13 protein-coding genes are annotated in these 12221 nt (G+C 72.3%); 6 read left to right on the top strand and 7 right to left on the bottom strand.

The features are described from left to right. A partial coding sequence (locus FRZ03_RS22480; protein WP_146466956.1) for a helix-turn-helix domain-containing protein occupies positions 1-732 on the bottom strand: 732 nt, incomplete at its 3' end. A 176-nt stretch (positions 733-908) separates the two neighbouring features. Between FRZ03_RS22480 and FRZ03_RS22475 the strand changes: the two genes are divergently transcribed. Then, positions 909-1691, top strand: a complete 783-nt coding sequence (locus tag FRZ03_RS22475; RefSeq protein ID WP_398660897.1) for a DUF4232 domain-containing protein — start codon at positions 909-911, stop codon at positions 1689-1691. A gap of 22 nt (positions 1692-1713) precedes the next feature. Here the strand turns inward: FRZ03_RS22475 and FRZ03_RS22470 are convergent, their stop codons facing one another. The 3 genes from FRZ03_RS22470 to hemB all read right to left on the bottom strand — a co-directional run bounded on the left by FRZ03_RS22470 (position 1714) and on the right by hemB (position 4576). Beyond that, entirely contained in the window at positions 1714-2349 is a 636-nt protein-coding gene (locus FRZ03_RS22470; protein WP_146466955.1) for an NAD(P)-dependent oxidoreductase, read from the bottom strand. A 22-nt stretch (positions 2350-2371) separates the two neighbouring features. Continuing rightward, entirely contained in the window at positions 2372-3394 is a 1023-nt protein-coding gene (locus FRZ03_RS22465) for an LLM class flavin-dependent oxidoreductase (RefSeq protein ID WP_146466954.1), read from the bottom strand. A gap of 189 nt (positions 3395-3583) precedes the next feature. Then, positions 3584-4576, bottom strand: coding sequence for a porphobilinogen synthase (gene hemB / locus FRZ03_RS22460; RefSeq protein ID WP_146466953.1), 993 nt, complete (start codon positions 4574-4576; stop codon positions 3584-3586). Between the two features lie 206 nt (positions 4577-4782). Here hemB and FRZ03_RS22455 point away from each other — a divergent pair, with 206 nt between their 5' ends. From FRZ03_RS22455 to FRZ03_RS22445, 3 genes are all read left to right on the top strand, one after another. Then, a complete protein-coding gene (locus FRZ03_RS22455; RefSeq protein WP_146466952.1) occupies positions 4783-5778 on the top strand; it encodes a phospholipase D-like domain-containing protein in 996 nt (331 codons plus the stop codon). Positions 5779-6009: 231 nt separating this feature from the next. After that, complete coding sequence (locus tag FRZ03_RS22450) at positions 6010-7095, top strand: lytic polysaccharide monooxygenase auxiliary activity family 9 protein (RefSeq protein ID WP_146466951.1); 1086 nt, start codon at positions 6010-6012, stop codon at positions 7093-7095. A 283-nt stretch (positions 7096-7378) separates the two neighbouring features. Then, positions 7379-8257 (top strand): class I SAM-dependent methyltransferase, encoded by an 879-nt coding sequence (locus FRZ03_RS22445; protein ID WP_146466950.1) that lies wholly within the window; start codon positions 7379-7381, stop codon positions 8255-8257. 15 nt (positions 8258-8272) lie between these two features. Here FRZ03_RS22445 and FRZ03_RS22440 read toward each other — a convergent pair whose 3' ends face one another. Together FRZ03_RS22440 and FRZ03_RS22435 are read right to left on the bottom strand one after the other, a co-directional pair. Then, a complete protein-coding gene (locus tag FRZ03_RS22440) occupies positions 8273-8701 on the bottom strand; it encodes a DUF5959 family protein (protein WP_146466949.1) in 429 nt (142 codons plus the stop codon). A gap of 14 nt (positions 8702-8715) precedes the next feature. Continuing rightward, entirely contained in the window at positions 8716-9597 is an 882-nt protein-coding gene (locus FRZ03_RS22435; protein WP_146466948.1) for a GNAT family N-acetyltransferase, read from the bottom strand. A 194-nt stretch (positions 9598-9791) separates the two neighbouring features. On the opposite strand from FRZ03_RS22435, the gene FRZ03_RS22430 reads away from it, so the two are divergent. After that, positions 9792-10370, top strand: a complete 579-nt coding sequence (locus FRZ03_RS22430; RefSeq protein WP_146466947.1) for a TetR/AcrR family transcriptional regulator — start codon at positions 9792-9794, stop codon at positions 10368-10370. Positions 10371-10445: 75 nt separating this feature from the next. Next, on the top strand, positions 10446-11327 hold the full coding sequence (locus FRZ03_RS22425; protein WP_186785560.1) for an alpha/beta fold hydrolase: 882 nt from the start codon (positions 10446-10448) through the stop codon (positions 11325-11327). 40 nt (positions 11328-11367) lie between these two features. Here the strand turns inward: FRZ03_RS22425 and FRZ03_RS22420 are convergent, their stop codons facing one another. Further along, on the bottom strand, positions 11368-12171 hold the full coding sequence (locus tag FRZ03_RS22420; RefSeq protein WP_146466946.1) for an SDR family NAD(P)-dependent oxidoreductase: 804 nt from the start codon (positions 12169-12171) through the stop codon (positions 11368-11370). Positions 12172-12221: the final 50 nt, after the last annotated feature.

Here is a 12221-nt window from a genome sequence, read left to right as displayed (position 1 = left end):
GGAGGCGGAGGGATGCCGCGTGGACGGCGAGGCGGAGGGTGAGCGACTGCCCCGGGGACGGCCCGGAGCGGCACCGGTCGCCGGCGCCCGGTCCGACGCGGCGACCCCGGCCGGATCGGCGCCCTTGCCCTCGTCGTCCTTCTCCCCTCCGGGCACGACCAGCGCGAGCGCCACGGCACCGAGTACGGCGGCACCGGCCACGGCCGCCAGGAGGGCGGGGCGACGGCGGCGGGCGCGGGGAGCGGGCGTGACGGGGCCCGGCTCCACCGCCGGACCGCCCGCCGCGGCCGTCCCGGCCGTCTCGGCGGCCGTGGACTCCGGTGCCGGTTCCGGTTCCGGCGCGGAGGCGGGGGCGGGTACCGGTTCCGGACCGGCCTCCCCGGCCACCGCCTCTGCTGTCCCTTCCGCCTCAGAGGCCTCTGCTGCCCCTCCGGGCTCAGCGACCTCGGCGGTCACACCGTCACCGGCAGCCCCCTTCTGCCCCCGCCGCGCATCCGCCAGCACCCAGCTCCGGTGCAGCGCGACGAGTTCCCCGGCCGTCGCCCCGCACAGCCGGGCCATCCGCTCCACGGGGGCGTAGTCGGCCGGTACCGCATCGCCGTTGCAGTAGCGGTGCAGCGTGGACGTACTCATGTGGAGCCGTTTGGCGAGCATGCCGTAGCTGTGTCCCGAGCGGTTCTTCAACTCCCGCAGCAGCTCGGCGAATCCGGTCCCCCCGGCGCTTCCCGACACGGTCCTTCCCCTCCCCTGTCCCGTTCCCCCGTTCCAGGGAGGGGACGTTCTTGCAGGTCATAGCCCGTTTGACCGTTCCAGCGTCCCGGATGGTCCGCCGGGGCTGGCGGGCGGGACAAGCCGCCCCGCAGGCTGTGGCCATCCAAGCACTCCACGTCCAGGAATCGAGAAGCGCCATGCTCAACTCCCGTATGCGCCGCACCCGTACCCCCCTGCTCGCCGTCGCCGGCGCCGCCCTCGCCGCCCTCGCCCTCACGGCGTGCGACGGTGGCACGGGGACCGAGGACGAGGGCGCGGCCAAGCACTCTCCGTCGGCGACCGCGAGCGAGGTAACGCCGAACGCCAACCAGCCGTCCGCCGACGCGAAGGGCGGGCAGGACGGAACGGGGGCGAAGGAGGGCACCGGCTCCGGTTCCGGCACCTCCTCCTCCGGGCACGGGAGCGCCAAGCAGTCCTCCACCGGCACCCACCGCGGCTCCACCGGTTCCGGCTCGGGCTCCGGCGGCGCCTCCGACCCGTGGGACCCCGCCAACCGCGTGCTGTGCAACGGCTCCAACACCCGCGTCACCGCGCAGCTCCAGTCCCGTCCGCTCAATCACATGCTGCTCACGGTCACGAACACCGGTTCGAAGTACTGCGATCTGACGTACTACCCGGTGCTGCGCTTCGACGGGATGCAGTGGGCGCCGCAGGCGGACGAGTCGACCCACCCGCAGGCGGTGACCACCCTCGCGCCCGGCAAGTCGGGTTACGCGGAGGTCCGGCTGTCCGCCGCCGACGGCAGCGGCGACGGCGGCACGACGGCCCACCGGCTGACCGTGTACTTCCAGGGCAAGACGCCGAAGAGCGACGGCGGCGCGACGGCGAACCCGACGCTGCCCGCGAAGGGCGTGTACTACGACAGCTCGCTGGAGGTCACCTACTGGCAGAGCGACCTGTCGAGCATCTCCAGCTGGTGACCCGGTCCGCGCCGGCGGGGGTTCAGTAGGCGATGGAGATGTGCGCGCGGGGATGCGCGTCGCGCTCGATCTCGTCCACGACGGCGAGCGCGAAGTCGGCGCCGGAGATCTCCGACCCGCCCTGGTCGTCGTAGAACGCGACGTCCCCGCCGACGCGGTAGGTCCCGGTCCGCTCGCCCGCGGCCCAGGCGCCGTAGCCGGCCGCCGGGGAGACCAGGGTCCAGTCGAGCGAGGCGGGCGCGGAGCCGGAGAGCCATTCCCGGACCGTGTCCATCTCGCGCGCCTCCGACCGGAACCGCTCGGGCACGTCCCCTTCGGCGAACCGGGGCTCACCCGGGGCGGAGCGCAGCGAGGAGAAACCGCCGATGACGATCAGCCGGGCGCCGTCGGCGTCCGCGGCGGCGGCGACCTCCTGGTAGAGGCCGAGCAGCCGGCCCACCAGGTCGCCGCGCGGCGACAGGGCCGCCACCACCGCGTCATGGCCGGGGACCAGCCGTACGGCGTCCTCGGCCGCGCCGTGCGTGTACGTCACCCCGTCGACCGGGGCCTTGGGCGCCGACCGTGAGTACGACACCACCTGGTGGCCCCGCGACACGGCCTCCGCGGCGATGTTCGCGCCCGTGTAGCCGGTCCCACCGATGATCAGGATCTTGCTCACGGGCCGCTCCCGCCGTTCGGGGTCAGCGCCAGCCGAGGGCCGGCGCGACATGGGTGAGGATGTTCTCCAGGACATGACTGTTGTAGTCCACGCCGAGTTGGTTCGGCACGGTCAGCAGCAGCGTGTCGGCCTCGGCGATCGCCTCGTCCCCGGCCAGCTGCTCGATCAGGGCGTCCGGCTCGGCGGCGTAGGTGCGGCCGAAGATCGCCCGCGTGTCGGCGTCGAGGTAGCCGATGCTGTCGCTGCTGTCGCCGTCGCGGCCGAAGTAGGCGCGGTCGCGGTCGTCGGTGAGGGCGAAGATGCTGCGCGAGACGGACACGCGCGGCTCGCGCTCCCAGCCCGCCTCGGCCCAGGCCTTGCGGAAGGCCCGGATCTGCGCCGCCTGCTGCACGTGGAACGGCGCGCCGCCCTCGTCGTCCTTGACGGTCGAGCTCATCAGGTTCATGCCGAGCCCGGCGGCCCAGGCGGCGGTGGCGTTGGAGCCCGCACCCCACCAGATGCGGTCGCGCAGCCCCTCGGAGTGCGGCTCGATGCGCAGCAGCCCCGGCGGGTTGGCGAACATCGGGCGCGGGTTCGGCTCGGCGAAGCCCTTGCCCTGGAGCACCATCAGCAGCACCTCGGTGTGCTTGCGGGCCATGTCGGCGTCGGTCTCGCCCTCGCCGGGCGCGTACCCGAAGTACCGCCAGCCGTCGACGACCTGCTCCGGTGAACCGCGGCTGACGCCGAGCTGGAGCCGTCCGCCGGCGATGAGGTCGGCGGCGCCGGCGTCCTCGGCCATGTACATGGGGTTCTCGTACCGCATGTCGATCACGCCGGTGCCGATCTCGATGCGCGAGGTCTTCGCGCCGATCGCGGAGAGCAGCGGGAACGGCGAGCCCAGCTGCCGGGCGAAGTGGTGCACGCGGAAGTACGCCCCGTCGGCCCCGAGCTCCTCGGCGGCCACGGCGAGGTCGATGGACTGCAACAGCGTGTCCTTGGCGCTGCGGGTCCGCGAGTGCGGGCTGTCGGCCCAGTGGCCGAAGGAGAGGAATCCGATGCGTTTCATGCCGGGTGAACAGCACCCGAAACTAATTGATTCCTCAACCATCCCCTCGGCGCGACGGCGGCACGGACGCCGGCCCACCCGCGACCGACGGGCGGCACCACGGACGACACGACGCACGACACGACGGCGGCCGGGCCCGTCCGGGGTGATCCCCGGCCGGGCCCGGCCGCCGGTCTCCGCGACGAGGCCCTAGCGCAGCTTCCGGGCCACCTCGGTCGCCCAGTACGTGAGGATGTTGCGCGCGCCGGCCCGCTTGATGCCGGTCAGCGTCTCCATGATGGCCCGGTCCCGGTCCACCCAGCCCTTCTCGGCGGCGGCCTCGATCATCGCGTACTCGCCGGAGATCTGGTACGCGGCGACGGGGACGTCCACCGCGTCCGCGACCCGGGCGAGGATGTCGAGGTACGGCCCGGCCGGCTTGACCATCACCATGTCCGCGCCCTCGGCGAGGTCCAGCTCCAGCTCCCGCAGGGACTCGCGCCAGTTGGCGGGGTCCTGCTGGTACGTCTTGCGGTCACCCCGGAGCGAGGAGGCCACGGCCTCGCGGAAGGGGCCGTAGAAGGCGGAGGAGTACTTGGCGGTGTAGGCGAGGATCGCCACGTCCTCACGGCCGATCTGGTCGAGCGCGTCGCGGACGACGCCGATCTGACCGTCCATCATCCCGCTGGGGCCGACGATGTGGGCACCGGCGTCGGCCTGCACCTGGGCCATCTCGGCGTACCGCTCCAGGGTGGCGTCGTTGTCGACGCGGCCCTCGGCGTCCAGCACCCCGCAGTGCCCGTGGTCGGTGAACTCGTCCAGGCACAGGTCGGACATGACGAGGAGGTCGTCGCCGACCTCGGCGCGCACGTCGCGCAGGGCGACCTGGAGGATGCCGTCGGGGTCGGTCCCGGCCGTGCCCCGGCCGTCCTTCTTGCCGTCCTCCGGCACGCCGAACAGCATGATCCCGGAGATCCCGGCCTCCACGGCGTCCAGCGCCGCCTTCTTCAGGCTGTCGCGGGTGTGCTGGACGACACCGGGCATGGTCCCGATCGGCACCGGCTCGCTGACGCCCTCGCGGACGAACGCGGGCAGGATCAGGTCGGCGGGGTGCAGGCGCGTCTCGGCGACCATCCGCCGCATGACGGGCGAGGTCCGCAGCCGCCGGGGACGCGTACCGGGGAAGGATCCGTACTTCGTCATGCCTTCTACGCTACGCCCGCGCACCCCCCTCCTTTACCGACGCACTGTCGGCCCCACGGCGGCCCATTGAGGGGCAAACCGGAACGCCGATACCGAGTTTTTGCGCCCCCCTGGCCATCTCTCGATCCGCACGCCTCCCCAGCGTTCTACGCGCGTGGTGTCATGCACCCGACACACACCCTCTGCCTCCCAAAAGGAGCCGCGCCATGCTGCGGAAGGCCCTCACCCGCGCCGCCGTCGCCCTCGCCGCCGGTACCGCCGTCGCCGTCGCCGCCGTGCCCGCGAACGCGGCGAGCTACTCGGCGTTCGCCTTCTCCCAGGCCGGTACCGGCCAGCCCACGATCTACGACTTCATCAACTCGGCCACCAGCAAGCTCGACATGACGATGTACGAGCTGGAGGACACGACGGCCGTCAACGACCTCGTCGCGCTGGAGAAGAAGGGGGTCGCCGTCCGGGTCGTCCTGGACCAGGCGCACAAGACCGCGAACAACTCGGCGTACACGGCGCTGAAGAACGCGGGGGCCGGCGTGGTCTGGTCGTCCACCGCGTACGTCTACACCCACCAGAAGACGATCACGGTGGACGGCACCAAGTCCCTCGTGCTGACGGGCAATCTGACCTCGCAGTACTACTCGACCAGCCGGGACTACGGCGTCTTCACCGACGACACCCGCGATGTCGCCGCGATCGAGAAGGTCTTCGACGCGGACTACGCCGGCACCTCCGTCACCCCCACCGACGGCGACCACCTGCTGTGGTCCCCCACCGACTCGCGCAGCCGGCTGGTGTCCTTCATCGACGCGGCGACCAAGACGCTCGACGTGCAGGAGCTGGAGTTCAGCGACAGCACGGTCGTCAACGCGATCGTGGCCCGCGCCAAGGCGGGCGTGAAGGTCCGCGTCGTCCTCGAGGACCCCGCCAGCTACGCGAGCGAAGTCTCGGCGATCAAGGCCGCGGGCGGCACGGTGGTCGGCTACTCCGACCCCAACGGCTTCTACATCCACGCCAAGGCGATGGTCGCCGACTACGGGCTCGCGACCCAGGAGGTCGAGGCCGGCTCCATGAACATCAGCAGCAACTCCCTCGCCAACAACCGGGAGCTGGGCATCATCCTGACCGGCACGGGCGTGGCCCAGCCGGTCGCGCAGACCATCGAGACGACGTTCGCCGGCGACTACGCGGGCGGTACGGCGGCGTAACCGCACGACGGCACACCAACGGCCCGGGTGGGGCGGCGACTCGGCCGCCCCACCCGGGCCGGCCGTTTTCCGCCCCGTCCAAGACCACTTAGTCCAGACGGTTTACATATCGTTTACGCCTCCCTACCCTCCGAAGGGTGGGAGCGCTCCCATAGATCAGTCTGTCATGACCACGCTCACGACAGGCCACACATCCACCCGCCCCGATCTGCGAAAGGTCACCTCTCCCCCATGATCAGACGCAGCAGAATGTCGGCGCTGCTGGCAGCAGTCGCCACCATGCTCTCCGCGTTAGGGCTGGTCTTCCTCGGTACGGGATCCGCGTCGGCCCACGGCGTCGCCATGTTCCCCGGCTCGCGCACCTACCTCTGCTACAAGGACGCCATCACCAGCACCGGTGCGGTCGACCCGACCAACCCGGCCTGTGCGGCGGCCATCGCGCAGAGCGGTGCCACCTCGCTGTACAACTGGTTCGCGGTGCTGGACTCCAACGCCGCGGGCCGGGGCCAGGGCTACGTGCCGGACGGCACCATCTGCAGCGCCGGGAACAAGTCGCCGTACGACTTCAGCGGCTACAACCTGGCCCGCAACGACTGGCCGAAGACGCATCTGACCTCGGGCTCCACCATCCAGCTCCAGTACAGCAACTGGGCGGCGCACCCGGGTGACTTCCGGGTCTACATCACCAAGCAGGGCTGGTCGCCGACCACCCCGCTCGCCTGGTCCGACCTCCAGCTCGTCTCGACCACCACCAACCCGCCGGCGTCCGGTTCCCCGGGCACGGACGGCGGCCACTACTACTGGAACCAGGCGCTGCCCTCCGGCCGGTCGGGCGACGCGCTGATGTTCATCCAGTGGGTGCGGTCGGACAGCAACGAGAACTTCTTCTCCTGCTCCGACATCGTCTTCGACGGCGGCCACGGCGAGGTGACGGGCATCCGGGGCAGCGGCAGCACGACCCCGCCCCCGGACGGCGGCGGCACCACCCCGCCCCCGACCAACGGCAGCGGCTCCTGCATGGCCACGTACAGCGTAGACAGTTCCTGGAGCGGCGGCTTCCAGGCGACGGTCACGGTCATGAACCACGGCGACTCGGCCATCAACGGCTGGCACGTCGGCTGGACACCGGGCAGCGGCACGACGATCGGCAGCGTGTGGAGCGGCGTCCTGTCCTCGGGCTCGGGCGGCTCGGTGACGGTCGGCAACGCGGCGTACAACGGCACCATCCCGGCGGGCGGCACCACGACGTTCGGCTTCACGGCGACGTCATCGGGCAACAACCTCCCTGCGGGTTCGTTGAGTTGCACGACCCCGTAAGGCACTTGGCCCTGTGGGCGGCCGTGCGCGGCCGCCCACAATCCCGCTCGTCGCCATCGTGGAGACGTCGATGCGCCTCGACGCCGAAGCGTCATCGCCAGTGCTGTGGCCGGAAAGGTTTGCCGGGAAGCTCGTCGCGAGCCGGTGAGCCTTTCCGGCCACAGCACCAGGGACGGCTGCCCACGTGACCTGGAATGCCGTCCGTATCGCGGCGGTGGCGTCCCTCGTCGTCCTGACCGGAGTCGGGATCCGGGCACGGACCGACCGTGCATAGTCTGGCCCCATGAGCGAGAGCGGGCGCGCGGCGAGTCGGACGGCGGTGCTGGTCTGTCAGGGGCGGGCGGCGGCGGACGGGAGGGCCGGGACGGACCGGTTCTCGGATCCGGTGGCGGCCCGGTTGCTGCGCGCCGGTGAGCGTACGGCCGTGGACGAGGTACGCGCGAACACCCCGCCGAAGGGCTGGCGGGAGCGCGGCGCGTACGAGCGGGTGCGGGCCTGCGCCGAGGTGGTCGTGCCACGGACGGTCGCGATCGACGAGGCGCTGAGCGCCCGTACGGCCGGCCAGCTCGTGATCCTCGGCGCCGGTCTGGACACCCGGGCCTGGCGGCTGGCCGGACTGGCGCGGACGGATGTGTGGGAGGTCGATCACCCGGCCTCCCAGCAGGACAAACGCGCCCGCCTCGCCGAGGCCGCGCCCGAGCCGCCGGCCGTCGCCCGTTCGGTGCGGTTCACGCCGGTCGACTTCGCCGTCGACGACCTCGGCGCGGCGCTGGACGCCGCCGGGCACGACCCCTCCGCGCCGACGACCTGGCTGTGGGAGGGCGTGGTCCCCTACCTCACCCGCGACGAGGTCCGCGCCGCGGTGGCCGCGCTCGCCGCCCGGACGGCTCCGGGCAGCACGCTCGTCGTGAACTACCAGACGCCCTCGGCGAGGGTGGCCGTGGGGCAGCTGCTGGCCCGGGTGCTCGGCGATTCCATCACCGCGGGCGAGCCGTGGCGCTCGCTCTGGAAGCCCCCGCAGCTGGCCGCGCTGCTCGCGGAGCACGGCCTGCGGGTGGTGTCCGACGACGATCTCCTCACCCTCGCGCGGGACCTCGGCAGCCCGACGCGCGTGCGGACGTCACTCCGGTCGAGCCGTGTGGCCGTCGCGGAGAGCCGCTGACGGCGGGCTCGTCCCTCAGTCCGACAGCTGTGGAACCCAGTGCTCCGTCACCCGGCGCAGCCCCCGGCGGTGGTCGGCGATCCAGTCGTCCGGCGGCACGACGGGGACCCGCACGGTGACCATGGACCCGGACTCGTCCTCCACCACCACCTCCGGGCAACCGCGCTCGCCGTCGAGCAGGACGAACAGGGACGGCCCCCTGTCCAGCTCCATCCAGGCCGCGTCGGTGCCCGCGTCGAGCCGGTCCAGCGCGTCGGCCCATTCGGTCAGCCGGCGAGCGGACAGCGCGAGGTCGATCCGGCCGGACACGAAGGGCGTCCGGACGACGATCTCGGCACGGAGTCCCGCGCTCCACCTGGGGTTGAGTCCCAGCACGTCGACCGTGACGCTGTTGCCCTCGTCGTCGGCGAGGGAGACGAGTTCCCTCGGGGGAGCGCCGTCCATGCCTGCTCCCGAACTCACAGGTCGAACTGGTACTCGTGCGTGGTGTGCGTCGGCGTGTAGCCGAGCACGTCGTTGATGTGCCGCATGAAGGCGTTGCCCTCGGCGGTGTCGGCGAGCAGGCCGCCGAGCGCGGGGTACCGCTCACGGGCCTCCCGGATCGAGGCCGCCTTCATCCACAGGCCGAGCCCCCGTCCGCGGTGCTCGGGGAGGACGCCGGTGCCGTAGTGCTGCGCGTCGCCCTTGCCGTCGCCGGGGACGACCAGCTCGGTGAATCCGGCGATCTCACCGTCCGCCTCGCTGATCGCGACGGTGGTGTGGAGCAGGTCGCCCCGCCTCTCCACGGCCGCCGCGGCGTCCCGCATCCGCTCCAGGTCCCAGGTGACCGTGCCGTAGTCGGTGCTGCCCATCGGCATGTCGTCCATGGCGCGACGCGACCGTACGAAGGTGTCGGCCGACTCGTCGGGAACGGTGCCGTCCCACGACGCCAACCGGTAGCCGGGGTGCGGGCGTTCGATGATCCCGGTGAGCGCGCCGATGTCCGCGTCGGCCAGCGCGAGCCGGGTGAAGGTCAGGGTCAGGACCTTGCGGAAGTCCCGGGCCGCCAGGAACTCCTCACCCGCGGAGCCGGCCTCGGCCTGGGTGATCACGCACCTGCGGCCGTCGTCGCGTGCGGCGGCCACGGCCGCCCGGAGCAGGAGCGAGCCGGTCCCCTTGCGCCGCTCCGCCGGATGCACGTGCAGTTCCAGCTCGGCGAGGTGGTCCTGCCCGGGACGGGCGAACAGGCGCAGGAACGCCGACCCGACGGGCGCGCCGTCGCCGCCGGACGCCAGCCATGCCAGGCGGCGGACGGACGGTCCGCCATCGGGATCGACCAGCGCGGTGATGCGGACGGGCAAGGTGTCTCCTTGAGGAGGGGAGGGAACGGCACCGGCGTCCGGCCCGCCGACGGCCCCGCGAACGTAGCCGCGCCGGTCAGGGGGCGGCAATCGGTTTTCCGCGGGCGCGCAGGGCCGTGGGCGGGTTCGTGGTCGTGGTCCCGGCGGCCACGCCCTTTCTTGATCGGGCGATCCAGATACGGTACGGTGCGGCCATGGCAAGGACCCGGGAGTTCGACACCGAGGCGGCGGTGCGTCGCGCCATGGAGCTGTTCTGGACGCGCGGCTACGAGGCGACCTCGGTGCGCGACCTGACCCAGCACCTGGGGATCGGACAGGGGTCCCTGTACGCCGCGTTCGGCGACAAGGACGGCCTGTACCGGGCCGCGCTGGAGCACTACCGCACCACCCTCGCGGCGGCCGCCCTGCGCGGCCTGGAGGAGGGGTCGGACGCCCGCGCGGCGATCCGCGCGCTGCTCACGGAGCGGATCCGCATCGCCGTCGAGCACGGCGGCCAGGGCTGCCTGGCCGTCAACGCCGTCTGCGAGCGGCTGCCCCAGGACGCGGCGACCAGGCGCACCGTGCGCGACATGCAGGACGCGAGCCGGGAGGCGCTGACCGAGGTGCTGCGGGCCGCGAGGGACCGCGGCGAGATCGCCGAGCGGCACGACCCGCACACGGTCGCCGCCTTCCTCGTCACCTTCCTCAACGGCCTCCTGGTCTCCTCGAAGATCACTCCGGACCCGCGCGCCCTCGAACCCCTCGTCGACATCGCGCTGACCGCCCTCGACTGACGGCCCCTCGCGGTCCGGGCCGGACCTTTCCATGGCCCAATTCTGTAACATACGATCAAGAAATGGGGATGTCCCATGATGTACGACCATGACGGAGCGCCCCTGCGCACCGGCCGTGCCGCCGTCAACGGAACGAGCCTGCACTACCGGACGGCCGGGTCCGGCCCCGCCGTGGTGCTGCTGCACGGCGTGCCCAAGACCGGCTACCACTGGCGCCACCTGGTTCCGAGGCTGACGCCCCGGCACACCGTCGTCGTGCCCGATCTGCGCGGCCTCGGCGACTCCGCCCACCCGGCGGACGGCTACGACTGCGCCACCATGAGCGACGACATCGCCGAGCTGATGGCCCGTCTCGGACACGAGACCTACGCCGTGATCGGCGAGGACTGGGGGGCGGTGGTCGGCTACCAGCTCGCCGCCCGGCACCGCGACCACGCCACCGCCCTGGTCTTCGCCGAGGCACTGTTGCCCGGCTTCGGCTTCGAGGGCCACACGGCCCTCACCTCCGAGAACGTCTCCGGCGGCATGCACCTGTGGCACCTGGGCTTCTACTTCCAGCCCGACGTCCCCGAGATGCTGATCGCCGGCCACGAACGCGAACTGATCACCTACATGATCAAGAACGAGCGCAGCCATCCCGACACCGCCACCCCCGACGCGATCGAGGAGTACGTGCGCTGCTACTCCATGCCCGGCGGCATCCGCGCGATGCTCGCCGTCTACCGGGCGATGCTCACCGACGCCGAACAGAACCGGCGGGCCGCACGGAAGAAGCTGGACATCCCGGTCCTGGCGCTCGGCGGCTCCGCCTTCATCGGCGAACGCAACGCGGAACAGGCGCGGTTCGTGGCCCACGACGTCACCGGACACGTCTTCGAGGCGGGCCACGACCTCGCGGAGGAGGTGCCCGAGGAGATGGCCGACGTGGTCCTGCCGTTCCTGGCAGCGCACCGGTAGCTCCAGCGGCCCGGGGCGGCCCGGCGCCGGGCCGCCCCGCTCAGGCGCCGGCTCCGCCGTCGACCGGGAGGATCGCACCGGTCACGTACGAGGCGCGGTCGCTGAGCAGCCACGCGGCCGCCTCGGCGATCTGCCGGGGCTCGGCCATGTGACCGAGCGGGATCGTCGCGGTCATCCGCTCGACGACGCCCGGAGTCGCCGCCTCCCAGGAGTCGATCATCTCCGTGGAGGTGCCCCCGGGGGTGATGCCGTTGACGCGGATGCGGTCACCGGCCCAGTTCACCGCCGCGGTCTCGGTGAGGCTGTTGAGCGCGCGCTTCATGGCGCCGTACGCGGGCAGGGCGGGGTTCGCGCGGCGGCTGCCGATGCTCGACGTGTTGACGATCGCCCCGCCGCCGCCCCGCCGCATGAGCGCGGCCTCGGCCGTCATGGCGGTCCAGTGCGCACGGAAGTTCACGGCGAACTGCTCGTCGATGTCCTCGTCGCTGGTGGTCTCGACCGGGCCGACCTGCCGCTGGGGAGCCGCGCCGTTGTTGAAGGCGCCGTCCAGCCGTCCGTGCAGCTTCCCGACGTGGTCGACCGCGGCGCGGATGCTCGCCGGGTCGGCGAGGTCCATGGTGACGGCGTCGGCGGTGCCGCCGTCGGCGCGGATCTCCCGCACGACGCGGTCGAGGGCGTCGGTGCCGCGGGCGGCGAGCACGACGGCGGCGCCCTCGGAGGCGAAGAGCCGGGCCGCGGCGGCCCCGATGCCGCGGCTGGCGCCGGTGATGAACAGGACCTTGCCGGTGAGCAGGCCGATGGGTGTGGTGCCGGTGGTGTTCGTGGTGTGCGTGGCGTTCGTCATGGCAACAGCGTCCGGCCGATCACCGGCCGGATACAGGCACAGCCTGTACC

The sequence above is a fragment of the Streptomyces misionensis genome (genome assembly GCF_007896895.1).
GTDB classification, from domain to species: domain Bacteria; phylum Actinomycetota; class Actinomycetes; order Streptomycetales; family Streptomycetaceae; genus Streptomyces; species Streptomyces misionensis_A.
The sequence above is the reverse complement of the archived record's forward strand: the minus strand, read 5'-3'. Positions and strand labels throughout refer to the sequence as shown.